We start from the raw sequence: 25,807 nt of genomic DNA on the forward strand, positions 1-25,807 counted from the left end.
TGAACGAGGGCTGGTGGTCGGACGACCCATATCGTTTGTTCGACAATTGCTCGGCCGATTGATTCCGCGGTTCCGCATACTGCGCCTCGCGCGGCCAAGGGCACTCCCTGGCTCAGCCGGCGCTGCGCCGCGGATTAAGACTGTAGCGTGCGGTCAGGGACGCCTGGCCGAGGACATGCCCTTCGATCGTCCGCAGCACGTCCGGCCCGGTGAACCGCCCCTCCAGCGGACAACGATCGAAATCGACCGCGTAGAGCGTGAAGACGTAGCGGTGCACGCGCTCGTCGTTCCACGGCGGGCACGGACCGTCGTAGCCGAAGTACAGCCCCGCCATGTGCTCGTCGCCGGCAAAGCCGCGCGTGAAGTCGTTGAGCCCGTGCCGTGCGCCGTGCCGCGCCGCGGGCCCCGGCTTTCCACGCGGCATGACGCCGTCGGAGAATTTCCCCTCGGCGACGCCGCGGTACGCGGCAGGCAGATCGACGAGCACCCAGTGGAAGAAGTCGACGCGCGGCATCGACTCGGGAATCACGATATCGTCGCGGTTGATCTGCTCGAAACGGCTCGGCACATCCGGATCGTGGCACAGCAGCACGAAGGAACGCGTGCCGGCCGGCGGCTCGTTCCACGTGAAGGCCGGGCTGCGGTTGGCGCCGAAGCGGAAACGGCGTTCGGCGTCCACCACCGCGAAGGCGTTGCGGTCCGGCAGGCGCCGGTTGTCGCCGAAACTGCTGGTCAGACGCATGGTGTGTCTCCTGCACGCGAAGCGGCCCTCGCCCGGCCGCTCCGCCATTCAGGTGATGCCTGTCAGGCGCCGCGGAATTCGGGCGCGCGCCGTTCGCCGAAGGCCTTGAAACCTTCCTTGCGGTCCTCGGTATCGCGCAGCACGCCCCACAGCAGGTGCGAGTACAGGATCCCATGCTCGAGCGGCATATCCAGGCCCAGCACCGCGGCTTGCTTGGTCGCCTGCACGCTCAGCGGCGCCGCGCTGGCGATCTTCTCCGCGTACGTTCGCGCCAGGTCCGCGAGCGCCGACGGCTCGACCACGTCGCTGACAAGCCCGTAGCGCAGCGCCTCCTCCGCAGAGATCATCTCGCCCGTCAGCAGCATCTTCATCGCCACCGCCTGCGGGATCGCGCGCGGCAGCGCCTGCGTGCCGTTGAGGCCGGCGAGGCTCGCGACCTTCACTTCGGTCAGCCCGAACTTGGCATTCGACGAGGCGATCCGCATGTCGCACGCAAGCGCCATCTCGAGCCCGCCACCCACCGCGTAGCCGTTGATCGCGGCGATGATCGGCTTCCACATCTTCATGTGCGGCAGGATCGGCTGGCCCTCGCGCAGATAGGTCGCTGCCATGCACTCGGTGGGCGGCGGTGCCTTCTTCATGTCCGTGCCTGTGCAGAACGCCTTTTCGCCAGCACCGGACAACACGGCCACGCGGATGTCGGGGTCGGTACGCACGCGCGCCCAGATTTCGGCGAGATCGCAGGTCGATTCCGGGTCGAGCGAGTTCATCGCTTCCGGACGGTTCAGGGTGACGTAGGCGACGTGATTCTTTACTTCCAGCGTTACCGGCATTGCTGTTCTCCTCTCTTCCTTTACTCCGGCCCGCCTCAGGCGGCCATGAACGGACTGTAGGTGCGGCCGTCCGCGAGCAACTTCTTAGCGATCGACATGCGATGAATTTCAGATGCGCCCTCGACGATCCGCCAGATCCGCACCATCCGCGAGACGTATTCGATGCCCAGCTCGCGCGACAATCCGAGGCCACCGTGCAACTGGATCGCGCGGTCGGCGACACGCGTGAGCATTTCGGTCGCGGCGATCTTCAGGGACGACGCCTCGATGCGCAGATCCTTGTGGCCCTGATCCGACTTCCAGGCGGTGTAGTAGAGCTGCAGCCGGACCTGCTCGAGTTCGACGGTCGAATCGGCGATCCAGTTTTGCACCGTCTGACGCTCGGCGAGCGGCTCGCCGAAGGTCTTCCGCAGGTTCGCCTGCTCGATCATCATCTGGATCAGCCGCTCGGCCATGCCGGTGCAGTGCGCCGCGAGTTCGATCCGCCGCACGCCGAAGCGGTTCTGCAGCGGAATGAAGGCATCGCCGACCTCGCCCAACACTGCGTCGTCGCCGACCCGCACGTTATCGAGATAGACGGTCCAGGTCGGCATCGCGCCGATCACCGGAATCTCGGCGCCGATGCGCAGTCCCGGCGTATCCTTGTCGAGGATGAAGGCAGTCAAGCGCCGCTTGGTCGCCGCCTCCCTGTCAGTCACCGCGATGCAGATGAAGAACAGATCGTCCTTGTCGCACTTGCTGATGAAGATCTTCGACCCGTTGATGACCCACTGCCCGTCAACGCGCACCGCCGTGGTTGTGAGGCCGCTGATGTCGGAGCCCGCGCCCGGTTCGGTCGCCATCATTGCGGATTCGATCTCCCCGCGGCAGTAGCGTCGCAGGTATTTCTCACGCTGCGCCGGCGTGCCGCACTCGTCGAGGTAATAGAGGTTAGGGGCATCGGGCGGCAGCGTGAAGCCGTGATGCGAGAAACCGATCAACGACTTCGACATTTCCTCGACAACGAGGGTCTTGGCGAACATGCCGAGCCCCTGTCCACCAAGTTTCTCGTCGACCTCGATGCCCCAGAAGCCCATCTCCCTGGTCATGTTCATCAGCCGAGCATGATCGGCGGCCGGCAGCAGCGTGTACCCGTCGGTCCACATCCGCATCTCCCGCTCCAGCAAGACCTTTTCCAGCGGCATCAGCTCGTTGGCGGTGAACCGCCGGGCCACCTCCTTGAGCATCATCTGTTCTTCGGATAAGGAAAAATCCATTTTTTCGTCTCTTGTCCTGTAGTTATCGGGGCCGATCCGTCGAACTGCTTCTTCATTCGGCGTCGGAGCGCATCAAAGACTCGAACATGTCCGCGATCGACGTGCTGCCGTTGTTGCGGCATTTCTCGGCAGCGGCCTTGACGCCGTCCTCGAAAACAGCCATCAGCGCCTCGCGGATCATCGCCGAGTCGTGACAGCCGCCGACCATGAGGCAGGCCGCATAGGGGTGGTATTCGCCCATGGCCACCGTCATGCCGCACTCGGGGCACTCGTGATGCGAGATACCGGCTGGCGCGGAATTGCCGACGCTGGCTTGTCGCAGTTGTTGCTTGTACATGATTCGTCCTCCTCCTGGCTCGATCCGCGTCCGTCACGCGACTGCCTCGACGGTCGCCCGCATCACTGGTCGTCAACAGTCACACCAACACCTCCTGACTGACCAGATTCTCGATTTCGTCCTGCGAATAGCCGAGCATCTCGCCGAGCACATCGCGGGTGTGCTGCCCGATCGCCGGCGCAGCGGTCTTCATTTCCAGCGGGGTACGCGAGAACACGATCGGTGCGCGGTTGTAGAGCGTGACGCCGACCTCGGGGTGATCGAGATAAGCCCAGAAGCCGCGGCGTCGCATATGCTCATCCTCGATCGCCTCGCGGGCATCCCGCACCTCGCCTGCCGGGATCCCCACCTTCAGCAGCGCCTCCATCAACCAATCGCCGTACTGCTGCGCAGTCCAGCATTCGATGCGCTCGTTCAGCTCGACCTCATACCGGCGTCGCATTGCGGCAGTCGCGAAACGCTCCTCCTCGGCCCACGGCGGATTGCCCATCACGCGCCGCAGCGCCGCCCACTGAAGATCGTCGAAGACCGCGATCGCGATCCATTTGCGGTAGCCCAGGGTCGTATAGATACCGTGCGGGACTGCTTCCGGATCGCCGTAGCCGAGCGGCCCGAGCGCCTCGCCGTTGGCGGCGAAGGCCATTGGCGCGCTCGGCGTCATGCAGATCGCCGATTCGAGCTGCGACAGGCTGACGGTCTGGCCGCGCCCGCTGACCTCCCGCTCAAGCAGCGCCCCCATGATCCCAAACAAGGTATGTGTCGGTACCATCACGTGATCCGTATAGTTCGTGCCGGTGCCGAAGGGCAACTCGCCGGGGAAGCCGGCACGCGCCGTCAGCCCGCACAGCGCGTTGAGGTTCACGCCGTAGCCCATGTAGCGGCTGTGCGGGCCATCGGTGCCCTGCATGCTCATCGTCACGTAGATCGCGCGCGGATTGATCTTCTGCACGTCCTCCCAGCCGAGCTTCCATTTCTCCATCTGGCCGACGCGGAAGTTATTGATGACGATGTCGCTCTTCGCGATCAGCCGGACCGCCACCTCGCGCGCAAGCGGGTTGTTCATGTCGAGCGCGATGTCCCGCTTGTTCGCGTTGCGCGCGGCGAAGTAGCCGCTGCGGTCGAGGCCGGTGCCGATGCCGTCCTTGAACGGCTCGCCACGGCGCAGTATGTCGGGACGCTTGACGCTTTCGATTTTGATAACGTCCGCGCCGCATTGCGCCAGCACGCTCGTGGCGATCGGCCCAGCGCCGACCCACGAAAAATCGCACACGACAATGCCCTCCAGGGCACCCTCAACGCTGTTCAACATATACCGCCCCCGTTCGCACGAGTTCATCGATCTCGAGTCCCGAATAGCCGCATTCGGTTAGTATTTCCCGCGTGTGCTCACCGATGCGCGGGGCATTGCGTCCGAGTTGCCATTGCAACTCGCCGAACTCGTACGGCGCGCCCGGGTAGGTAATGTCCGCACCGAGCGTTTCGTTGAACTGAGTCTTCCAGAATTTCCGGTGCAAGAGCTGGGGGTTCGCGAGCAGATCCCGGCCGTTACTGACTGGCGTCACCGAGACGCTGAAGCGCTGCCCCATTTCATACAGGTAGGCCTTGCTGCGGGTTCTGGTATAGCGCTCGAAGACGCGGCAGAAGGTCGCGTAGCCCTCGGTCGAGCACCGGTACGCGAAATCGATCCACTTGTCGTCGTCGAGAAGCTTCCATTCCTCGACCCCTTCGGCCTCGAGCCAGCGCACGAAGGGCGTCCACATGCCCTTGTTGCGCCCCATGATGGCGACCAGCATGATGTAGCCGTCGACGCACGGATGCAGTGTCCCGCAGCCCGCCTCGCGCCCGCGTCCGCGCCGGATTTTGCCCTCGAGGTCCCAGAACTGCGCCGCATTCTCGAGCGCCATCGCCTCGGCCTCGATGCAGGCCACGTCGACCACCTGGCCCCGCCCGGTACGCTGCGCGCTGAACAGCGCGATCGCACTACCGACGGCCGCATACGCCTCGGCCATCCGGTACGCCTGGTTGTCCGGCGCGCGCACCGGCTTGTCGCCATCTACGCCCGCGAGATAGAGAAAGCCGCTCAGCGCAGAACACGTCAGATCCGAACCGGGATAAGCCGCCAGCGGCCCGGTGCGCCCGAACGGAGTGACCGAGGTCTGCACCAGACTGGCGTTGTCGCGACTCAGCACATCGTAGGACAGGCCGAGCCCGTCCAGATAACCCGAGCGGCAGCTCTCAACGAGCAGGTCGGCGCTGCCGCATAGCCGGCGGAACACCGCACGCCCCTCCTCATTCTCGAGGTCCACCGCGAGGCCGCGCTTGCCCGCGTTGTAATAGAGGTACGGTAGACTCGCCTGCACACCGGGTTCATTGCGGAAATAGGGGCCGACGCGGCGCATCGGATCGCCCGCGGGCGACTCCACGTGGATCACGTCAGCACCCAGCCCGGCGAACATCTTGGCCGCGTACGGCCCGAGTTCGCCGGTCAAGTCCAGCACCCTGAATCGCGAAAAGTCCTGTCCCATCTCACATTTCTCCTGCCCGTCGAGGGTCGCGCGCACCCGCCGTCAGCCTGCGAACAGGCTTCGTCCGCCGCACACGTAGAGCACCTGGCCGGTGACGAAACCCGTCTCGTCGTCGGCGAGGAAGAGCAGCGTGTTGGCGATGTCGTCGGGATCGCCCAGCTTTCCGGTCGGCTGCCGCGACAACAGGAACTGCCGATCCTTCTCCGGCAGTTCCTCCCACATCGGCGTGTGGATCAGCCCCGGAGCAACGCAATTGACGGTGATCCCGGCGCGGCCGAGCTCGATCGCAAGCGTACGCGTCATGCCGACGACGCCGGCCTTCGCCGACGAATACGGAGTCTGCCCCGCGCCGCCGAGCCATGCGCGGGAGGCGATGTTGACGATGCGCCCGTGCTTGTTCTCGACCATGTGGCCGTGCACCGCCTGCGAGCACAGGAAGGTGCCCTTCAGATTGACATTGAGCGTGACATCCCAGTCCGCCTCGCTAAGCTTGCGCAGCGCGCCGGCCCGCTCCATGCCCGCGTTATTCACGAGGATGTCGATGCGGCCGAAGGCATTCACCGTCTGCTGCACCATCGCGTCGACCGCCGCCTTGTCGCTAATGTCGGCGACGGCGCCGAGCGCGCGATGTCCCTTTCGGCTGAACTCATCGACCGTCGCGTGCACCTTCTCCGCGTTGATGTCGTTGATAACGACGGCCGCACCCTGCTCGGCGAAGCGCAATGCCGTCTGCCTACCCATGCCGCTCGCCGACCCTGTGATCAGCGCGACCCTGTTGCGAATTCCCATTGCCGCCCCCGTGATCAAATCGACATCGAAAAGTACGCGCTCTTTCCGCCACAGACGAAAAGCGTCTGCCCGGTCACGTACTTCGAACTATCGCTCGCAAGAAAGCCGACTGCGTTGGCAACGTCAGAGGGCCTGCCCAAGCGCTTCACGGGAATGCCGGCGGCGAGCTTTTCCCGCTCCGCCACAGGCGTCGCGTCGGTGTCGAGATCGCCCATGACGACCGTGCTCACCGTAACGCCGTCTCGCGCCGATTCGAGCGCGAGCGCCCGTGTGAGCCCGAACAGACCCGCACGCGCAGCGGCGACGTTGGCGCTCGCCGCGAGGCCGAGATAACGAATATCGCTGATATTGACCACGCGCCCGAAGCCACACTTGCGCATCAGCGGAACGACTTCGCGCAGGTAGTGGAACGGGCCCGCGATGCCGGCGCCGAGCGCCGCGCCGACGTCCGCATCGGAAATGTCCTGCAGCGCCTTGGCGGTCAGTACGCTTTCGTTCTGCACCAAGATGTCGATCCGCCCGTAGCGCGCCATCACCTGCGCGACCGCATCGCGGATCGAACCGGGCTCGACTGCGCCCGTCACCACCGCGATCACCGCCACCCCCTTCTCGGCCAGCCGCGATGCGAGAGCGTCGAGCCGGCCGGCGTCCGCGCCCACGAGCGCGAGTTGCACACCCGGCGCGGCGAGCCGCAGCGCAACCGCCTCGCCCACCGCATCGTCGGCATTGACGATCAGAGCCACCCTTTCTTTGCCTTTCGATTCCATCGCCGTCTCCCAGTTACCAGCCGCGCACCAGCATGTGCATCGTGCAAGCCGCGTGTTCCGTGCCAGACAGCCCGCCACCCGTAACGTGCGTCATCGCCACACGCGGCACCGGATCGACCTGATAGCCGGGACACTGGTTGCGCATCTGCTTGACGCTCGCGGCGATCTGGGCGGCCCCCGAAGCGCCGATCGGGTGACCATACGAGAGCATGCCGCCACGCGGACTGACGACACACTTGCCCCCGTGCGTCGTGTTGCCGTCGCGCAGGAACTTCAGCCCTTCGCCCTTCGGACACAGGCCGAGGCATTCGTAGTACAGCAGCTCGGCAATCGTGAAAGCGTCGTGCAGTTCGACGATATTCACATCCTCAGGACCGATGCCCGACTCTTCATAGAGCTGCGCTGCGGTTTCCTCGGTGATGTCGTCGCCCGTTATGTCGCGCGGCCGGTTGTGGTAAGGCCCCGACCGCACGACCGAGCCCGCCACCAGAATCGGCTTGTCGATGCCCAACTTCTTCACCATCTCTTCCGAGCACACGACGACCGCCCCGGCGCCATCGGCGATGCCACAGCATTGCTGCAGCGTCAGCGGAGACGCGACGACGCGCGAATTGACGACCTCCTCGACCGAAATCTCACCCTTGAACCACGCATACGGATTGTTGGTCGCGTGGCGGCGGTTCTTCACGGTGATCATCGCCAGATCCTCGGCCGTGGCCCCGGTCTCGTACATGTAACGCTGCGCGCGCATCGCGTACTTGCCGGTCATGACCGCGCCGTGCACCGTTTCGATATCCGACATGGCCGTTGCAAAGGCAGTGCCTTGCGCCATGTGCAGCGTGTGATTCTCGCAGCCGATGCCGATCGCGACGTCGGCAAGCCCCATCGCCACGTCCCGCACCGCCAGATGCACTGCCATACCCCCTGCGGAGCATGCGCTTTCGACTGTCATGATTGGAAGATGTCCGCACATGCCCAGATCCTTGAGCACGGTTTGACCGATCACCATTCCGTTGGTGCCATTGCCGACGTAGGCGCTCTGCACCATCGTCGGACGGTCGATATTCGACGCCTTCAGCGCCTCGAATGCCGCGGCACGGCCCAGCACATCGAAATCGACCTCGTGCCGCCCGAATTTCGTTTCGCCGACCCCGGCGATATAGACCTTGCGCTGCAGTTTCATTTTCTTTCACCCACCGAGATTTATGCCTTGCGGAACTTGTAGCTGATCAGCGGAACGCCGTCGCGGTTGTCGCGAACGGGCCCCACGGTCAGTTCGACCTCCTCGTCGCAGCGGAAGCTGCCGGGCTCGCCTTCCAGCTGCGCGAAAATCCGCAGGTTCTCGGGCAGATCGATGTAGCCGAACGAATATGGCGTTTTCATTCCCGCCTGACCAATGAAATTGTCGCTGAAGCTGTAGAGCTTCCCGCGTCGGCTTAGCGGCACGACATCGAACTCCTCGCCCCAGCAACTCGGGCACGGACTCAGCTTGGGGAAATCCAGCTGGCCGCACCCCTTGCAGCGATACCCCTTGAGATACGGCGCGCCGCCGTCCGCGGGCACCTCGAGCAGGTCCGGATGAAAGAATGTGATATCCGGCTTCTTCTCCGGTTTCTTGTTCGGCTTTTGATCTGACATGACGCCTCCGCAGCATTTGTTTCATTTTCAACGTAGATCCAATTAAACGCGCCTGGTTGCGGCGCAACAATTGGTGCGGACACCTAACTGTTAAGGGTAACCCCCACCCGCACGCGCCAAGGCGGAAATTCACGTCGAGCGGCGGTGTCGACAATCTGGCCGCACAGGCGCGGATACCCTGCCAATTTCGGCTGTAAAAAAAACGCGCCGAAAGGCGCGCAAAGTTCCCACGGGAGGAGAGGAACCCCGAGAAAAATCTTCTACTCAGTTTCCGCCACGCATGTTCTGGACGTTAAACAGGCTGACCGGGACCATCTGAGCGTCCAGTTGCGCCTTGAGCTGTCCGGTCGTGCAGTGCTTCGCCTGGATATCGATCATGGTGAACGCATCGAACGGAGTTATGCCGCTGCCCTTGTTCTTGGCCAGGTGGAAGTCGGGATGCGTCCATCCGACAACATACGTCTTCCACAAATCACCCTTGCGGTCATGCACAAGCGACATGCTAATTACCGAGGTTTGCGCGTCCATGTAATGCACCCGTCTGCTCACCGGATGATTGGTGTCGATCGGAGACGATTCGAGGATGTGCACCTTGCGCAACTGCCACGTGACGCTGGGGAAGCACCCGCCCTTTCCGCCGAAGGCGACGTACTTGTAGCCGTCCGGCTCTTTGTATTCATCGGACAGCTTCATGTCGTTATGGTTGTAAAAAGGCATCAGTATGTTCGCCGTGCCCTGGTACTTCCAGTTCATGTCCGAAATACGGCCGTTATAGCCCTCGAAGTCCTCGATCATGATGTCTGAGCCGAGAAAGGCGTCCGTAGTCTGTCCGGTCGACAACCGGCGCACGCGGCGCTGGAAACCGAGATAGAGATAAGCGTCGTCCAGCTTCGTGTCGTCCTCGTAGCGCTGGATCAGCAGCTGTGTGTTCTTGACATCCTGCGGTTCATATACTTTCACGTAGGTCGCGCGATACAGTTTCGACGGGTTCGGCGTAATTTCCGGCACCGGAGCCTGGCTTACTCGATGCGTATACTTTAAGAAATGAAAACCGAACAGGATATTGCGCTCGACCTTGCCGCTGTCCATGTTAATGTACTTCCAGTAAAACGGCGAGATCGCCAGGCCGTCGTACGCGTTCATGCCATAGCGGTTGTTCCACGCAAGCTTCTCGCCGGCCCGCGGGTCCTTTGCATCGGGTTCTTCAGGGAAAGGACGCCCTGCGACATAGCCGACCAGCTCACCCGGTTTTGCACCGAGCTTCACCTTGCCGGCGTTCACCTTGGTCGCGTCGACATAGCTCTTATTGGTGTCGAACGAGGTCGTTGCTCCGACAGTGATCTCGACCGCCCCTTCCCGAATGTACCGCTGCATTCCCGGGTCGAGGACCCCCTCGAAATTCGCGACGTTCCCCTGGTTGATCACCGTTCCGGGCGCAACACCGGGAGCCGTCGGCAGGGCATGCATGTACGGGAAGAAGGATTTCTCGATATCCGCTTCGGTCGCCGCGTGCGGCGTTCCCGCCGCACAGGCCAGCGCCACTACGATCACCCCATGCCCTGCAATATGTCTGGTCATTTCCACTGTCTCCTCTTAAATGGTGCGTCAGAACTTGTAGCGAACCATCACGTAGATATCGTCTTCCGCAACCGCTGTTCCGATCGGTCCGGCGCGGAAGCGTGCGGTCGGCTCGAAACCAGGCAAGCCCGCCGATCCCGGGACAAACGGCTGGCCCGCGGCCGTATAGGTCGTGAAGGGCGGATAGGGGTTGAACGAACGGGCGTCGTCGAACTTGTAGTGGCTACTCCCGTTCGTATATTTAAAGTTGGCACCGAGGGTGACCTTGAAGTCGTCGGTGACGCTCCACTCGATCTGAGGCGCGACGGTGAGTGCCTTGGCACGGAAGTCGCGTGCCACCATCACCTGCGGGCTGACCCGATCCCCGGCGAGGAATCCCTTGATCAGCAGCGTGCCGATGAAGTTGTCTTCCCAATCGACGATGCCCACCGTACCAAGCGGGCCATCATGTCGTTCGTGATCGATTATGTGCTGCCAGAACAACTGCGCAGAAATCTGCGTTGCCCGCGTCGTGCTGATGAACGGAATGAAGGTCGGCCGGTCGACTCCGATAACGGTGCGCAGCACCCTGTTCTTCGAGTACAACTCGCGCCGCGCGGTGTTCACGAACTCCTCGCCATGCGTCAGCGCGCCTTCCATACGAATGGCTGCATTCGCATCGGGAATCTGGAAATCCAGCGAACCGCCAACGAGGTTCACCCGCGGGTAATGGATGTCGAACGCGATCAGGTGGCTCACCGGAACACCGGCCGCCGGAGGGGTCGTATTGCCCGTCCCGCCGGTGAAGGGGTTCACGGCGCCAGCGCTGAACGCATGCAGGCTTGGAAGTTGCGAACGGTAGGTCAGCGCATTCAGGGAAAACGCGAGGCCGCCCTGCGTGATCCCCTCGTACTTGACGCCCAGTTGCGTGTTCGAGAGCGACCACGCGGGCAGATGCACTTTGCGGACGCCGATCTGATGCGGCCCGAAATCCGTCGCAGCCCAGGCGCCGGCAGTCCCCGCCGGAACGGGACTGAAGTTCGCAACGGTTCCCCCGTTGTCCCACAGGTTCGCGAAGCCGCGGAAGAAACAAGCCGCGTCGAGCATCACGTTCGGAGTGCCGCACTGTCCGAGGTTGTTCGGCCGGAATTTGTCGAAATTCCACACTACCTGCACGTTGCGGTCCTGCATCGACTCGCTCGCGCCCATACGGTACTCGGCCTGCGCGATCCACATCGGGATGCGGATATCCTGCAACTCATCGTAAATATTGTTGCGCGAGTAGTCGACCGGATTGATGACATCGAGCACGCGGAACAGATCGGTGCGCCCCCACACCACCTGCTGCCGACCGAGCTTCAGGAAAAGCTCAGTGCCATCGGCGAGCGGAAATGTCTTCTTCGCATAAAATTCGCGCAGGAAATCGAGCCGATCGTTGAACTCCGGCGTCTCGAGTTCCCGCAGATTCAGATCCCCGTAGCCGCCGAAGTCGCGGCAGCCTCGCGAATCGCGGTCGCACGGCCGGACTGGGACGCCGAAGACCGCGCCCCGCTCGGGCCTGTGCCAACGGTCGCCCAGCACGCGCATGCCATCGTTCGGATTCGCCGCCAGATCGAAGCCCAAAGCGTTAGTCGGCGGCAAGCCGATCGCTGTGCCGATCGGGTTGTTGATCCCGCCGCCGTGCGGCACCTGCGTCAGGTTGAGAGGCGTGCCGGCGGTCGTCGGCACAGGCGGCAACAACGGTGCCGCTGTGTTCTCGAGCGTGATCGCGCCACCTGCGTTGCGCCCGTACTCATCCTTGTTCAACTGATACACGCCATCCCAGCTACCGCGCAGGATGCCGCGAAAAGCCCAGCCGTCTCCCATCTGCCTGTCGGCTTCGACCTGCAGGGTGTTGCGGAACTTCGCGAGCCCCGCCCGACTCCGCCGCGCGGTGTGGTTTTCGTAATACACGTCGGCGACCCATGGCGTTGTGCTGCTAGCCAGATCCGGAAGATTTTCATCCGCTGCCTGCACCGCCCCACCCACTGTCAGCGACAGTGCGGCGGCGAGAACGCTCAATTTCGGGCGCGAAATATCCCTTGCTGTCTTCATACCGCTTGTCCTCCCCTGAAAGACCGGATTCGAGTTGGGTTCGAGTCTTGCACCGGATCGGGCGCCGTTACGCCGGTTGTGCGATCAATGTGCAGTCCGCTTTCCACCCCCGCTCGCGGACCTGGAGAACCTGGTCCTCGTCGAGATAGACTGCCGTGATGAAGCGCGGCTTGAAGATCATGACCCACGCCGGCACGAGCAACGTAGCGGCCGCCACGTTGAAAACCAGCATCAGGCACAGCAGAAGAGCGGCGTCGGATTGGAAGCGCAGATCCGACAGCACGATCCACATGACGACGCCGGCAATCAGCGTCATTGCCGTGAAGGAGACCGCGAAACCGGTCGTCGCGATCGCCTTCATCACCGCCTGCGCGAGATCCTGCAGAGCCGCCATTTCCTCGCGGATCCGGTTCATGATGTAGATTGCGTAATCGATGCCGACGCCAATACCAACCGCGATAACCGGTACGGTATTCACGTTCATGCCGATATGCATCACGCTCATGTACGCATAGGTCAGCACCGTGGCGAAGGTCATCGGCAACACCATCAGCCATCCCGCGTGCAGCGATGCGTAGAAGGCCCAGACGAAGGCGAACGAGAGCGTCAGCACCAGCGGCACAATGAGGAAGTTATCGTGCCTGACTGCGTCGTTGATCGCCGCGTTGACCCCGATCGCCCCCCCGGCGAGCTCGATGCTCAGTCCTGGGGCGGCATTCCCCGGCGCGCTGATGGCCGCCTCGGCCAGCGCTATCGCACGCTCGATCGTCTGCCCCTGGAGATCCTTGTAGTAAAACACCACGTTGGCGAGGTTCTCGTCGGAATTGGTGTACTCGTTCAACGCGCCCGGGATCGGGCTTGCTGCCATGAAAGTAAACATCAGGCCCCCGATCTCGTTCGCGTCGGACGGAATCTGGTTCCAGCGCGGATCGGTGTTGTGGATGAGGCCATTGACAGAGCGGATCAGCCCCGGCAGCGCCTTCGTACCACCGACGTTCGGATCGTGCAGCATCGTGTTCTGGAACGATTCGATCGCGCGCAGCACCTCGGGATTCTTCAGCCCCCCCTTTTCGGCCGTGCGCGCCACGACGTAGAGCTCTTCCGAACCCGGAAAGCGCTCATTGATCGCACGCGACGACGCGTTGTAATCGTGCTCGGGGTAGAGCAGCGGGCTTCCCGGCTCGGCCTCGCCAATCTGCACACCGAGGCTCAGCCACGATCCGATCGCAACAAGCACCGCTGCGCTGACGAGCACCGCTATCGATCCGCCACGCGAGCCGACCACACCGAAGAGTCCGACAATCACTTTGCGCAGGACGCTCTCACGCGCTTCTGCGACGCGCGGCGGCGGCAGCACGTGCAGCAGCAGCGGCACGACGAGGAGCACCGTGAATATCACCGAGAAGCTCCAGAAGCCCGCGTAATAACCCATCTTCGTGTTGATCGGCGCGGCACCGAGCGTCAGCACGAGTATGCCGACAGTATCGACGATGATCGCCAGCGATCCCGGCCTGAACAGATCGTCGAACGCATCGCGCGCAGCTCGCCGCGAATCGCCCGTCCGGCCAAGCTCAAAGTAGTAGCGTTCGACCAGTTGGATGCTGTGCGACATCGCGCGAGCGGCAATGAGGAACGGAATCACCAAGTTCAGCGGATCGAGATTCCAGCCCATCAGCGAGACGAAACCGAGGCCCCAGATCGACGACAATGTCACCCCCAGCAGCGGCAACATCACACCGTACAGACGCCGGAAATAGATCACCAGCAGCGCCACCATCAGCGCAAGCGTGTACAGGAAGATCTGAATGATCTGAGACAGGTACGTGTAAACCCAGCCGATCAGCACCGGACTGCCGGTTGCATAGATCCTCACCCCGTCCGCGGCCTCGCTCGCCCGCACCGCCTGAAGCTCGGCAAAAGTCTTGCCGTAGTCGATATTGTCGGCCTCGTTCAACTGCGCCTTGATCAGCGCGGACTTGAGATCCGGCGATACCATCAGGCCATAGACGCGCGGATTGGCCATGACGTCCGTCCTGAGCGTCGCGAGTTCCTCGCCGGTCAGTTTCGGCTGCGCCGGATCGTAGTAGAGCCGCGAGATCATCTCACCGCTCTCGGTCAACCAGATCTTGCGCACCGTGCGATGCGCGAGGCTCGACACCTGGTTGTGATTGACGCCTGGCAGGTTGTCGACCGCCTGTGTGAGCCGATGCAGGCGCGACAACGTCTCATTGGTGAAGATGTCCCCGTCCTCGACCTCGAGCGCGACGACGATCTGGCTCGCACCGCCGAAGCTGCCGCGAATCTCGTTGTGCAGCTTGATGTAGGGGTGGCTTTGCGGCAGCAGGTCTTCGAACGCCGAGTAGATCTGCAGTCCGGGAACCTTGAGCGCAAAAAAGACCGTCACCAGGAAGATTGCTGCGAGGATCGCACGCGGAAACCTGAAGACGATAGTCTCCAATTCATGGACTGCATGGGTAATACGATGACGCATCACGTAACCTCGCTCAGTTGTTCGCCGTAGCCTTGTGGTCGCCGACGAGCGTCGTCACCTCCACGCCCCCTGCCCCACCCGCGAGAAGAACCCGCCCTTCGCCGAGCTGCATCGCGGCGCGCAAATACGTCGTCCTGCGCGCATCGGCGACCTTCCACTGATCGCCGCTCAGCCGGAACACGAGACCGTTGATCCCTACGCCCACCGGCGCGCCACCACCGTCCAGCGACAAACCGTATATCGGCGCACCCGCCTCATTGACCTGCTTGATCCAGCTCTGTCCGCCGTCGGTGGTCTGCATGACCACCCCGGCGAGCCCCGCCACCCAACCTCGCTGACGGTCAACGAACACAGCCGCATACGGATAGAACTCGTCACTGATCTTCGGCAGTGCCTCCCATGTCGCGCCGCCATCGACGGTGCGGTAAACCGCACCGAATTCACCGGTAACGAAACCTTCGCGCTCGTCGAGGAACTGAACGCTGGCGAGCATTGCGTCGTCGCCGACAACGGTCATATTCCAGTTCGCGCCCTGGTCGACACTCGATGCAATCGTGCTCCCGCTGCCGACGACCCAAAGGCGGTTCGTCGCGTCGCAGGTGATCGCGAGCGGGTTGACGGGTTCGTCGATCGCGCGAGCCAGCCATTCACCACCGGCCGCGTCGGCGGCCCACACGCGATGAAAGAAATCCAGCGCAGCAAAGCTCCCGTCCGGACAGGCTGTCACACCAATGAACGAGCTACTCGAATCCAGTTGTTGTCGCGTCCAACTCACGCCACGATCATTGGACGTCAGCACAACGCCGTTGGCGCCGACCACGATGGTCGTCTTCCCGTTGTCCGCAACCGCCTGAAAGGCATCGGACCGCTTGATTACGGCAGAGCTGGCGGCGCTGATGTTCGACGTACCTGCCGATACACCGCATCCCGCAAGCATCATGCAAAGCGATACCTCGAGAATCGTGGGGTACCATGGCTTCGCCTCGATATTCATAAGTTTGTCTCCTCCGTTCGGGTGTCGTCGGCGCGCCTAACGCGGCCCCTACTCTTGCAACGCGAAACCATCCCCCGACGGTCGGAATGTAGGCCTCGGATATCGCGCCAACAATTGGTGCGGACACCTAACGAATAGAGAGTTGTTCCCTAGCAGCCTGTCGGACTTCAAGCTCGCGGGCACCGCGGCCGAGGGATTGATTTCACATTGTGAGAGACGATGGGCATTTCAGGCTCCAATCGGCGGTTTTTGTTCGAAATCACAATGCCCCTGTCCTTTTTTCTCACTGCGGACGCAATACGGCCATGCGCTTGAAGTTCCACGCCAGGCACACCAGGGTCCATTCGTTGCACACGTTGTCCAAGCCCCGCAGCAGAAACTGGCGGAAGCCCATCACTGACTTGATGATGCCGAACACCGGCTCTACCGTCTGTTTCCTGAGCGCGTAGGCCGCGCGGCCCGCGCGGGTCTTGAGGGCGTGCTTCATCTGTTCGACGTGGCTGGCTGAGCGCTCGAGCGGCGCGGGTTCGTCGAAGCGGCTGCGCCAATCGGGATGGTGCTCATCACGCCCCACGGCGATCAGCGGTTCGACCCCGGCGTCCTGGCAGCACTGGACGTTGCGTTCGCTGAAGAAACCGGTGTCGGCCAGCAGTTGTTCGGGCCGATTGAGCCCTTCGGGCAAGGCGCCGATGCGCGTCAGCATCGGTTCGACCTGCTCCTTGTCGTTGCCCGCCTGGGTGACGTGGGGGACCATCACCAGCATCGATTCGGTATCGACCACCGCCTGGGCGTTGTAGCACTGCTCGAAGCCGCCGCCGGCCACTTTCATGATGCGCGAGTCCTCGTCGGTGAGATTGATCTGGTCCTCGGCGCCCGGACCCGCCTGGGGCGGCTTGGGGGGCTTGCCACCGGGCTTCTTGCCCGTGGCCGCCTGCTTGGCTTGGCGTTTGGCCATCTTGGCCTCGTACTCGGCCTGCTCGTGCGCGAAGCGTTCGGCGGCGCGCGCCTCGATCTTGGCCTTGGCGGCGGCGATGGCGGCCAGCCGCGCTTCGCGACGCGCAATTTCCGCCGGCAGATCCACGCCTTCGGGCACGCTGCTTTGATCGGCCGCTTCGGCCAGCTTGAGCATTTCCTGCACTTCGGCCTTGAGCTGGGCTTCGATCTTTTCGGCGTGTCCGTAGGAGAGCGCGCTGTGCCGACTGGCGTGGGCGTGGATCTTGGAGCCGTCCAGACTCACCGTGCCAAAGCGCGAGAGCCGATTCTCACGCGCCACTTGCAGTACCTGCACGAAGATATCGGCGAACTGCTCGCCGAAGCGGCGCCGGAAGCTCGCCAAGGTGTCATGGTCCGGGTGCTGGTCGCAGGCGATGAAGCGGAAGGCCAGCGAATCGTAGGTGGCCCGCTCGATCTTGCGGCTCGAGTGCGTCCCCGTCGCGTAGCCGTAGATCAGCAGCGACAGCAGCAGCGCCGGATGGTAGGCGTCGCTTCCACGGCCGGCGTAGGCTCGCTCCAGTTCCGACAGGTCCAGCCCGTCGACCACATCGACCACGTAGCGCGCCAGGTGCGATTCGGGTAGCCAGTCCTGCACCGACGGCGGCAGCAGGTAGTCCGTTTGGCGGTCGATCGGGCGGAAGCGGCTCACGCAGTCAGGCTCCAAGGGTGACACGGCATTTTACCGGGCGATAGTCCGACAGGCTGCTAGGAACCTCTTATATGGACGCCTCCCAGAGTGACAAGTGATTCTTGCGCCTGGCAGTCAAGGTAAGGATGCAGTCTTATATCCGGCCTGTCTGTGCAAGCTGTAAGCCTGCTGGCCCTGATGGAATCCGCTGACGGGGGCCTCATCTGATTCCCTCATTGCGCATACCCGTGGTGCGCCAGTTTCTCGATGTTGTGCACCAGACAGTAAAGCTTCCATTGCCCGTCGACGCGGGAGCGCCCGCGCAGCGTGAACCGGTGCAGGCGCTTGTTGTTTCTCAGCGCGCTTGACGGCTGCTTCCATTTTGCCCGCCTCGCGTTCGAAGTCCGTGCGGGTGCCGCTCTACGTCTTGCTCGCATTCGCGGGGAACTTCACCCCGTCGATGGCGAAGAGCTCCCGCCCGATGAGCCCTTGGCGATCGCAGATCATCAGTACTTGGGTGAAGACCCTGGCGACCTCGTCGCCCAGCTCGGCGATGAAGGCGGCGATGGTCGTGAAATGCGGGGCGCTGTCTCCCGACACCGCCATGAAGAGCACGTTGTGGCGGCAGGCCGCGGCGATCGCGCGCGAGCTCACCAACCCGCGCGAGTAGCCGAGCAGAACGATCTTGAGAAGCACCGCGGGGGAGAAGGCCGGGGCGCCGGCGGCGTCGTTGCGGTAGCGTGCCGCCAGCCCCGCCAGATCGAGCTCGTGATCCACCAGATGACACAGCGCGTGCTCGAAGCTGCCCGGAATGACTTGCCGGTCGAAGTCCACCGGGATCATCTTCAGCCCGTAGTCGGGTGTCTTGAAGCGGGGCATCGGTCAGCTCCGGGAGAGGATGAGCAATTATCCCAGAGGCATCATGTACCGCGCGGCGGGAGTGGGTTTTTCTACAGCCTCAACGCACGACTACATGCGCCACGGCACACGTGTCGGCGCGCATCCAAAATTACCCCCGTGCGCGTTAAATTTTACCCAGGGGCTTTAGCCACGCGTCATTGTACGAACTGCTTTTCAGTGAAGCCCAACGGACCGGTTTTTTTTGTTCCGCTGATCGGTCTGTCAGCGTGCGCGGAGGGAACCCGCGCAGGGCGTAGCGATCGGCGGTGGTCATGGTGTTTTGGTCCTGTTCTTGGTGCGCTTTGCGCTGAGGGAAGCCTCAGCCGCTTCGTCTGATGGCGTGCGCTCGATAATGATGGCCTTGGTAGTGGCGTCGAAGTACAAATCCACTGAATCGCCCTCCTGGATGCCGGCATTGCGCAGCAACGCTTCGGTGAGGGCAATCCTTCCCATTTTCTGTACTTTTTTCGTACGGAAATGAATCTTCATGAAGTACCCACCTGAGCGGAAGCTAGTCTTGAATCTGGGTGATATTAGCCCAAGGATGCCCTCCGCCGATACAAGGCATGAGTACTATATATGATCTATAGGTACTTCTTGAACGTTGCCGCCGCGATGCACACGGCCACGCTGAGCAGCGCAGCGCTGGGCAGCAAGATCGGCAGCGGATTCACGCTCACCGGCAGAGCGAGGTAGACCACCCACGGCAGCACGGCCAGCGGCATCAGCGCAGCCTTCGCTCGGTGATAGACAAAGCCGGATTCCCGCCCAGCACCGAACTTGCGGATGTCGCGCCGCACCAGCCCTTCGACCAGGCCGACGAAAGCCGCGAGCAAGAGCAGCGGCAGCGTCAGCACAAGGACCAGCAGCCGGAGGATGAAGGTCAGCGTGGTGAAGGCGGCAGCGATCAAGTAGCCCTCGGTCCAGACGTAGGCCCGGCTGAGGTAGTAGCGGAAGTCGCGGCCGCTGCTCCGGCTAGGAGCACTGGCCTGGGCCGAGGCGTCGCGTATCCAATCGAGCAATCCGCTCTTCACGAACAGCCAGTCGTAGCCCTGCTCGACCAGCCGGTGCGCGGTGCGCCCCGGCTCATCCACCAGCGCGCTGCGCGTGAAATGCGTGGAGAGCTGATCCAACTCGTAGTGCAGCATGCCCTGTGCGTGGCGCCAGCCCTGATCGGGCCAGAAGAAGTGCATGCCGACGCACTCGATCAGGATGCACAGCAGCAGCGCGCCGCACAGCACGCCGAAGAAGCGGAACGGCAGCGTGACCAGGCCGGCGATCAGCCCCTGCTGTCGTTGCTGCTGGCGCTGTGCCGCGACGGCCGGATCGCTCATGCTTCGGCCTCTTCAGCGGCGGCCATCTGCCTGAAGTCGTCCAGCAGGTCATCTGGCAGCGCCTTGTCCTGCGGGCCTGAGATGCCCTGGCTTTCCCACCAGTCGCCGGCCTCGACGTAATGCTGCCGCATGTAGCCGGCCAGCTCCTGCAGATCCTTTGGCATTACCTCGTCGGGGTCGGGCGCCGGCAGCGGCATGCGGACTTTCCAGAGGTTTCCGCCCTCGATCAGCGCGAAGCACTGCCCCTTGGGCAGGCCCACCACATGCGCTGGCTCGATCAGCGGCACGCTGTTGCTGCTGATTCGGTCCTGCGTGTTGGACGTGAACGCGGTATTGCCGTGCGGATCGGAGCTGTCGGTGGCGCCGCTCATCAGTGCCGTAGCGTACACCTCGACCTTGGGCAGTTGTCGCGTCAGCAGCTCGGCGGTGGCGGTCTCGCGCACACGCAGCATGAACAGGTTGTTGAAGTTGCCAACCACCTGGCCGGCCTTGGCGCGGTTGCCGATGCGCGCCTCGATGTCGCTCAAGGTCTGCGTGTAAGCCGTCACCTGCACGCCGGCACCGCCGCCCTTGTTGACCATCGGAATGAACTCGTCGCCCATGAGTTCATTGAATTCGTCGGCATGGACGTTGATCGGAATCTTGGCGCTCACTGCGGCGCCGGGCAGCCCATCGTCGATGCCGAACTTGTAGATGTGGCCGGCGACCGAGACCAGATCGCTGAACATCGAGTTGCCCACCGCCGCCGCGACTTCGGCGTCGGACAGCGCATCCAGTCCCACGTAAACCACCGCGCGCTTGCGGATGATCTGCATCCAGTCGAAGATCGGCCGCGGGTCTTCGAGATCCGAGTAGTTCGGGGCGAGCAGTTGCGCGATCTTGCCGGTGGTGAGCTTCTCCAGCAGCGGCAGCAGGCTCGCGACGATCTTGTCGAAGTAGGTGCGGTCATAGCGCACCGCGCTGCGCAGGCCATCGAGCACGGGGTCGTAGATGCGCACTTGGGAGAGGTACTGCTCCAGTGCCACGACGCGCTTCTCGCGGCCGATCATGTTGCGCGGAATGTTCTTGTCGTTCAACCGCGCTTCGAGCTGGACGATGACCTCCCAGGCCTTCGGTTCGTTCTTCTCGAAGTAGTGCTGGGCGTACTCGATGAATAGCGCATCGATGTTGATGACGTGACGCTGGATCAGCAGGTAGTCGGGGCGCTGCCCCAGTTCCACCAAGGCACGCGCGATGATGTTGACGAAGCGCCAGGCAAACTCGCGGAACGCGGCGCTGTTGCCCTCGCCCGAGAGCTGGCCCGCGATACGGGTGGCGACCTCGGAGATGCGGCCGAAGCGCCCCACGGCGTTGTAGCGCGCCGAGATGTCCGGCCAGCCCAGATGGAAGACGTAGAACTCGCCCTCGCGTCCGGCACGCCTGGCCTCCACGTACATGCGCTTGAGCAGGTCGGCGTCGCCCTTGGGGTCGAAGACAATCACGACCTCGTGCTGGCCATTGACCTTGCGCCGGATGTCCTGGGTAATGAACAGCTCGGCCAGGCGAGTCTTGCCCACCCTCGTGGTGCCCAGCACCAGCGAATGCCCGACCCGTTCGCCCAGCGGCAAGGTGACGTCGACCTCGTGCGGCTCGATGCCGTGCAGGCGTGGCAGTCCGCCAACAGGCGGCAGGGGCCGTGTCGGATTGAGCGGGCTGTCCCAGGCCAATGTCTTCGCCAGCTTCGAGATCGGGAACGGCGCGAACTCCAGCCGTTCCTCGATTCGCCGCGCCGCCCGATAGATTGCCGTCGGCTCCACGTAGCGGCGGAACTCCGGCCGGTAGGTTTGCATGAGTCGGTGCGTATGGCGCTGATCCCACCGAAAACCCCGGCCGATGAACAACCGCTGTTGGCTCACCGGAACGTCGCGGCTGGTCATCACGTAGCGCGGCAGGCGGCGGATGTTGCGCCGATAGCGCAAGATGGCCCAGGCATCGCGCAGGCGGATCACGCCGAAGGTGAGGAACGCCAGCGCGCTACCGAGGCCCAGCAAGGGGCTCAACGCGAGCGACCACGGCGCCACCAGGCACAAAAGCGCGGCGCCGGCACAAACCGCGACGGTGTACAGCTCCACCGCTGGCCGCAGCAACACCTCGACGGTCTGGGACTGAGCCATGGCGGGCGCTTCACCTTAGCCACTTCAGGGTTCGATGCCGGTGGAGGTGATCAGCACCGGGTAGTGACGGATGCCCAGCCGCTGGGCCAAGTCGTCGCCCGAGGCTGGCGACAGCGTAAGGCCCGGCGCGAGGCGGCGCAGCGCGGCCAGTGCCTCGGGCGAGGTCACATTGACTACCTGCCCCACCGCGCCCAGTTCCTGCAGCGCCGTCCGCCGCTGCTTGAGCCAAGTGCGCGAGCGGTCGTCGTCGCCGACCAGGAACAGCGGCGTCAGGCCCGGAGCGCGGACGACGCGGCGCGGTTCATCGCCCGGCGACAGCCGTGCCGAGCGCACCGGCAGCATGGCGGCCTCGACTTCGGCCGGGCTGCCGATGCGGGGTGCCGGCAGCGGCGCGGACGACTCGTCCGGGCCCGCATCCTGCGGATTCAATGCTTGGTAGTACGGCAGCGCAGAAGCGCCGCCGCGGTCCTCGACGACGATCAGCCGTTCGGTAGTCGATTGCGCCGTGGCGGTGGCAGCAGTGAACAGCCCCAGGGCAGTGGTGACGAGCATGCGGTTCATGGCGTGGTCGCTTTGGTGGTGAAAAGAGTCGTGCCCGGCCCCAGCACGCGGACGAGGTGCTGGTGGACGTTGCGGCGGTAGCGGGCGGCCGGTGCGCCGCCGGCAGGACGGTGGTAGCGCCCGATGGCTGCCAGCCAGTCCTCGCCCTCGACGTACTGCTCCTTGAGGATTTCAGCGGCGATCGCGAGATTCCGGTATGGGTCGAGCAGCTCGCAGGGATGGCTGTAGCGGTGCGCCTGGTAGCCGAGATTGACCTGCCCGAGGCCGGCGTCGATCCGGCTGGCCGGGGTGTGGGCGAGCGCCCTGCGCAGGCCGGCGCAGGTCTGGGCCCGCGTGGCGTAGCGCTCGGGCCTGCCGGCGACATTGAGCGTCCACGGCCAGGGAATCAGGCGGCCGCGCAGCCGGGTGCCGCTCTCCTGCAAGGCCACCGCGTACAGCACTGGCGACGGCACGCCCGCTTGCTGCGCGGCGATCTGGTAGGCCGGCGGTGGCACTTCCTGCGCGGAAGCAGCCGATGCCCAGACGCAGGCGCCGAGCAAGAGCGCGGCGCGCAACGCGGATGGCCGGCTTACTGCCGCTGCCATTGGCCGTTCACCTCGCGCACCACGGCCGGCAACTCGCCGGGCATGCCGAGGGACAGCCAGCGCCCGGCATCGTGGTTGAGCGTGATCGTGCGTGCGCGCACCCGGGCCGGGTCGATGCCGGCCAGGGTCGCCCACTGGCGAATGCGCGCATCGTCCTGGCGGCTGCCGACCATGTAGATATCGAAGGCCGTGCCCGCCGCCTGCAACTGGCGCACGCGCTGGTCGCACGGCGCGCAGTCGGCCTTGACGAAGACGGCCAGGCGGCCCGAGCCCTTGTTCCCGGCGCTGGGCACCTGTGCGCCCTGCAGGTTGACGCGCAACTGGCCCGGATAGAGTCGCTTCCAGGCCGCGTCGTAGGCCCGCTGGTAGGCCAGCGTCTTGTTCACGCGCCGCGACTCGGCCTGCACCTGCAGCTCCGCGTAGCGGTTGCGCTCCTCGTCGCTGCGCGCCTCGATGCCCAGGGCCGTGAGCGGGTCGAGGTTGGGGGAATAGACGCCGAGTGGTCCCTGCATCAGCTCCCGGTAGCGCGCCCAGTCTTCGGCACTCAGCCCCCAGTCGCGGCCCAACAGCTCGTCACTATGGACGGTCACCACCGGCCGCTCGCGGCCGGGGACGGTGTCCGACGTGGCGGTGTGCTGGGCAACCGCGACCGGGGTCGAGCCAGTGAGAAGCGCGACGGTCAAGAGGGTGACGGTCCCGTACTGCTTCACTTGCCCCTCCTATCGCTCGGGTACGGTCAGGCGGCGGACCTCGTCGCCGTGTCGGAAGACGGCGATGCCGTGCTCGATCACTTCGAGCTGCCAGCCGGCCTCGGTTTCACCAGCTCGCAGCAGACGGGCCGGTGCGAGCGCAGCCGCATCAGCAGGCAGGATCGACAGGAAGCGTTCGCCCGCACGCAACTCGACGCCGATCACCCGGAACGCGGGCTCAATGGGCCGGGGCTTTGCCGGCGCGAATACGGGGGGACGGGAAGCGGCCATCGGTGCCGACCGGACGGTGGCAAGGCGTACTTCCACCCGTTCGATGCGGGTCTGCAAGGACTGCAGATCGGTGGTTGGCAGATCGTCGAGTGCCTGTTCGAGCGCTGCTAGCCGTTGATCCAGCACCAGGCGCTCGGATTCGTAACGTACCAAGGGCAGTGCAGCCGGCCCTTTGCGGTGCTGCTCGAGTTCCCGGGCGAGTTCGGCCAGTCGCGCTTCCAATACGGCGATCTGCATGCCAGGCACGCGGTCTTCGGCCTCTTCGGCCTCTTCGGTCAGTGTCGACAGGACGACGTGGTCGATCACGACTGCGACGCTGATGAGTAGCAGCCAGGTGGCCGCGGCCACGTGCAGCAGGGTGGTGCGACGCGACCGTTCGGTGTACGGTATCCTTGTCATGGCTGCGCCTCCTCGCTAAGCGGGAATGTCTCGGCCGGGGTGTCGGCATCTCCAGCGGGAGAAGGTAGTGGCCTGACCGGCTCGGCAGGCATTGCGACCGGCGTGAAACACACCACGCGCGCAGCCTCGTCGGCGTGCAGGTTCCAGGCCGGACCGGTGAGGGTCAGCAGGGCATCGCGCAACACCATCGGCCCGAGCCGGTAGTGCGCCGCCGGCAGCGGAAGGGCATCGATGGCATCGGTTTCGGGGCCGCTGCAGAGTTGGAAGCCCGAGCGTTGCAGCACGTGGCGCAGCGCGTCGCCGACCGTCGCGTGCAGGGTGTCGGGCAGGGTCACGTCGATCACCTGCAGCAGCAGATCCCGCTGGGCCTCCGTCGGCTTGAGTTCGACCAGGGTGTAGCGGCCGTAGCGGACCACTGGGATGTATTGCGGCGGTGAGCTTGCAGGTTCGACTGCCCGGGATGAAGCGGCTGGCGGGGAAGACGGCGCGGTCGTCGCGCAGCCGGCCACCAGGGAGGCGGTCAGCGCCAGGCAACCGCAGGCTGTCCGGCAATACGGGCGGGCTGATGGCATGGATCGGCTCTCTGCGATGTGGAGCCGATACCATCGCCATCCTGGGATGCTGCATCAGCAAACAATGGGAATCGCCGCCTTGCCGATTCCTGGGGGAACGGTCTGCCCGCTGGTCAATAAAGCGTCACAGCGTCCAGATGCCTGAACGCCGGGTGGTGATCGAGTTATCGAGAGGGTTATCCACAGTTTTTGTGGAAAACCGAAGGGCCACGTTCGGGTACGCGTGCGCTCGGGGCGTTTTGGGGATACCTGAGGGGGATACCTGAGCTTTCTTGCTCCGCACACTCGGGCAGTCGCAATGTACCGCGTCGTCGGCCCGTTGCGCTACCGATGCCGGCAGTCCCGTTCAGGCGGCTTTCTTGCGGACGGCTGCCGGCACGGGGGCAACATCCACTCGGTCCCGCAACTCCTTGCCCGACTTGAAATGCGGCACGTATTTCCCGGGGACATGCACCGTCTCGCCGGACTTCGGGTTGCGGCCTACGCGTGGCGGCCGGTAGTTCAGCGAAAAGCTGCCGAAGCCGCGAATCTCGATTCGGCCGCCATGGGTGAGCGCATCGGTCATGGCGCCGAAGATCACCTTCACCGCCTCTTCCGCATCCCGTGCGACAAACTGCGGGAAGCGCTGTGCGAGACGGTCGATGAGTTCTGATTTCGTCATCCGCCGATTATATCAATCG

The 25,807-nt window shown here is 63.9% G+C and carries 26 protein-coding genes; all 26 read right to left on the reverse strand.

Going from position 1 to position 25,807, the window contains the following annotated elements:
* Positions 1-112 precede the first annotated feature (112 nt).
* The 26 genes from AzCIB_RS22505 to AzCIB_RS22625 all read right to left on the reverse strand — a co-directional run bounded on the left by AzCIB_RS22505 (position 113) and on the right by AzCIB_RS22625 (position 25,788).
* Entirely contained in the window at positions 113-742 is a 630-nt protein-coding gene (locus AzCIB_RS22505; protein ID WP_050417944.1) for a YbhB/YbcL family Raf kinase inhibitor-like protein, read from the reverse strand.
* A gap of 62 nt (positions 743-804) precedes the next feature.
* Positions 805-1,575: an enoyl-CoA hydratase/isomerase family protein gene (locus AzCIB_RS22510; RefSeq protein WP_050417945.1), complete on the reverse strand. Its 771-nt coding sequence runs from the start codon at positions 1,573-1,575 to the stop codon at positions 805-807.
* A 35-nt stretch (positions 1,576-1,610) separates the two neighbouring features.
* Entirely contained in the window at positions 1,611-2,831 is a 1,221-nt protein-coding gene (locus AzCIB_RS22515; RefSeq protein ID WP_050417946.1) for an acyl-CoA dehydrogenase family protein, read from the reverse strand.
* Positions 2,832-2,883: 52 nt separating this feature from the next.
* Positions 2,884-3,168 (reverse strand): hypothetical protein, encoded by a 285-nt coding sequence (locus AzCIB_RS22520; RefSeq protein ID WP_232299295.1) that lies wholly within the window; start codon positions 3,166-3,168, stop codon positions 2,884-2,886.
* Between the two features lie 79 nt (positions 3,169-3,247).
* A complete protein-coding gene (locus AzCIB_RS22525) occupies positions 3,248-4,477 on the reverse strand; it encodes a CaiB/BaiF CoA transferase family protein (protein ID WP_050417947.1) in 1,230 nt (409 codons plus the stop codon).
* Positions 4,461-5,693 (reverse strand): CaiB/BaiF CoA transferase family protein, encoded by a 1,233-nt coding sequence (locus AzCIB_RS22530; RefSeq protein ID WP_050417948.1) that lies wholly within the window; start codon positions 5,691-5,693, stop codon positions 4,461-4,463. Before AzCIB_RS22530 ends, AzCIB_RS22525 begins: the two co-directional genes overlap by 17 nt.
* Before the next feature lie 42 nt (positions 5,694-5,735).
* Entirely contained in the window at positions 5,736-6,482 is a 747-nt protein-coding gene (locus AzCIB_RS22535) for an SDR family NAD(P)-dependent oxidoreductase (RefSeq protein WP_050418517.1), read from the reverse strand.
* 14 nt (positions 6,483-6,496) lie between these two features.
* Positions 6,497-7,249 carry an SDR family NAD(P)-dependent oxidoreductase gene (locus AzCIB_RS22540; protein ID WP_050417949.1) on the reverse strand — a complete coding sequence of 251 codons (753 nt, stop codon included), beginning with the start codon at positions 7,247-7,249 and terminating at the stop codon, positions 6,497-6,499.
* Positions 7,250-7,262: 13 nt separating this feature from the next.
* Complete coding sequence (gene bbsB, locus AzCIB_RS22545; RefSeq protein WP_050417950.1) at positions 7,263-8,432, reverse strand: benzoylsuccinyl-CoA thiolase subunit BbsB; 1,170 nt, start codon at positions 8,430-8,432, stop codon at positions 7,263-7,265.
* A 20-nt stretch (positions 8,433-8,452) separates the two neighbouring features.
* Positions 8,453-8,887, reverse strand: a complete 435-nt coding sequence (bbsA, locus tag AzCIB_RS22550; protein WP_050417951.1) for a benzoylsuccinyl-CoA thiolase subunit BbsA — start codon at positions 8,885-8,887, stop codon at positions 8,453-8,455.
* A gap of 264 nt (positions 8,888-9,151) precedes the next feature.
* On the reverse strand, positions 9,152-10,465 hold the full coding sequence (locus AzCIB_RS22555) for a DUF1329 domain-containing protein (RefSeq protein WP_050417952.1): 1,314 nt from the start codon (positions 10,463-10,465) through the stop codon (positions 9,152-9,154).
* Positions 10,466-10,492: 27 nt separating this feature from the next.
* Positions 10,493-12,538, reverse strand: coding sequence for a DUF1302 family protein (locus tag AzCIB_RS22560; protein ID WP_050417953.1), 2,046 nt, complete (start codon positions 12,536-12,538; stop codon positions 10,493-10,495).
* 67 nt (positions 12,539-12,605) lie between these two features.
* Positions 12,606-15,029, reverse strand: a complete 2,424-nt coding sequence (locus tag AzCIB_RS22565; RefSeq protein WP_050417954.1) for an efflux RND transporter permease subunit — start codon at positions 15,027-15,029, stop codon at positions 12,606-12,608.
* 13 nt (positions 15,030-15,042) lie between these two features.
* On the reverse strand, positions 15,043-16,023 hold the full coding sequence (locus AzCIB_RS22570; RefSeq protein ID WP_050417955.1) for a WD40/YVTN/BNR-like repeat-containing protein: 981 nt from the start codon (positions 16,021-16,023) through the stop codon (positions 15,043-15,045).
* Between the two features lie 283 nt (positions 16,024-16,306).
* Entirely contained in the window at positions 16,307-17,665 is a 1,359-nt protein-coding gene (locus tag AzCIB_RS22575; protein ID WP_050417858.1) for an IS1182 family transposase, read from the reverse strand.
* Positions 17,666-17,877: 212 nt separating this feature from the next.
* Positions 17,878-18,081, reverse strand: coding sequence for a transposase (locus tag AzCIB_RS25030; RefSeq protein WP_198149585.1), 204 nt, complete (start codon positions 18,079-18,081; stop codon positions 17,878-17,880).
* Positions 18,065-18,523 (reverse strand): transposase, encoded by a 459-nt coding sequence (locus AzCIB_RS22580; RefSeq protein WP_198149586.1) that lies wholly within the window; start codon positions 18,521-18,523, stop codon positions 18,065-18,067. The genes AzCIB_RS25030 and AzCIB_RS22580 overlap by 17 nt, the downstream gene beginning before the upstream one ends.
* A 291-nt stretch (positions 18,524-18,814) precedes the next feature.
* Entirely contained in the window at positions 18,815-19,033 is a 219-nt protein-coding gene (locus AzCIB_RS22585; RefSeq protein WP_050417956.1) for a hypothetical protein, read from the reverse strand.
* Positions 19,034-19,128: 95 nt separating this feature from the next.
* Complete coding sequence (locus AzCIB_RS22590) at positions 19,129-19,878, reverse strand: TIGR03747 family integrating conjugative element membrane protein (protein WP_050417957.1); 750 nt, start codon at positions 19,876-19,878, stop codon at positions 19,129-19,131.
* On the reverse strand, positions 19,875-22,031 hold the full coding sequence (gene traD, locus AzCIB_RS22595) for a type IV conjugative transfer system coupling protein TraD (protein ID WP_050417958.1): 2,157 nt from the start codon (positions 22,029-22,031) through the stop codon (positions 19,875-19,877). The genes AzCIB_RS22590 and traD overlap by 4 nt, the downstream gene beginning before the upstream one ends.
* A gap of 24 nt (positions 22,032-22,055) precedes the next feature.
* Complete coding sequence (locus tag AzCIB_RS22600) at positions 22,056-22,592, reverse strand: integrating conjugative element protein (RefSeq protein WP_050417959.1); 537 nt, start codon at positions 22,590-22,592, stop codon at positions 22,056-22,058.
* The gene (locus AzCIB_RS22605; protein WP_050417960.1) at positions 22,589-23,176 is read right to left on the reverse strand and encodes a lysozyme family protein; all 588 of its coding nucleotides are present in this window, start codon (positions 23,174-23,176) and stop codon (positions 22,589-22,591) included. Before AzCIB_RS22605 ends, AzCIB_RS22600 begins: the two co-directional genes overlap by 4 nt.
* On the reverse strand, positions 23,161-23,886 hold the full coding sequence (locus tag AzCIB_RS22610; protein WP_050417961.1) for a TIGR03759 family integrating conjugative element protein: 726 nt from the start codon (positions 23,884-23,886) through the stop codon (positions 23,161-23,163). Before AzCIB_RS22610 ends, AzCIB_RS22605 begins: the two co-directional genes overlap by 16 nt.
* 9 nt (positions 23,887-23,895) lie before the next feature.
* Positions 23,896-24,555 (reverse strand): hypothetical protein, encoded by a 660-nt coding sequence (locus AzCIB_RS22615; RefSeq protein ID WP_050417962.1) that lies wholly within the window; start codon positions 24,553-24,555, stop codon positions 23,896-23,898.
* Positions 24,552-24,971: a PFGI-1 class ICE element type IV pilus protein PilL2 gene (gene pilL2, locus AzCIB_RS22620; RefSeq protein WP_444541841.1), complete on the reverse strand. Its 420-nt coding sequence runs from the start codon at positions 24,969-24,971 to the stop codon at positions 24,552-24,554. Before pilL2 ends, AzCIB_RS22615 begins: the two co-directional genes overlap by 4 nt.
* Before the next feature lie 502 nt (positions 24,972-25,473).
* Positions 25,474-25,788, reverse strand: a complete 315-nt coding sequence (locus tag AzCIB_RS22625) for an integration host factor subunit beta (protein ID WP_050417964.1) — start codon at positions 25,786-25,788, stop codon at positions 25,474-25,476.
* Positions 25,789-25,807 lie beyond the last annotated feature (19 nt).

It is taken from the genome of Azoarcus sp. CIB, assembly GCF_001190925.1.
GTDB lineage: Bacteria > Pseudomonadota > Gammaproteobacteria > Burkholderiales > Rhodocyclaceae > Aromatoleum.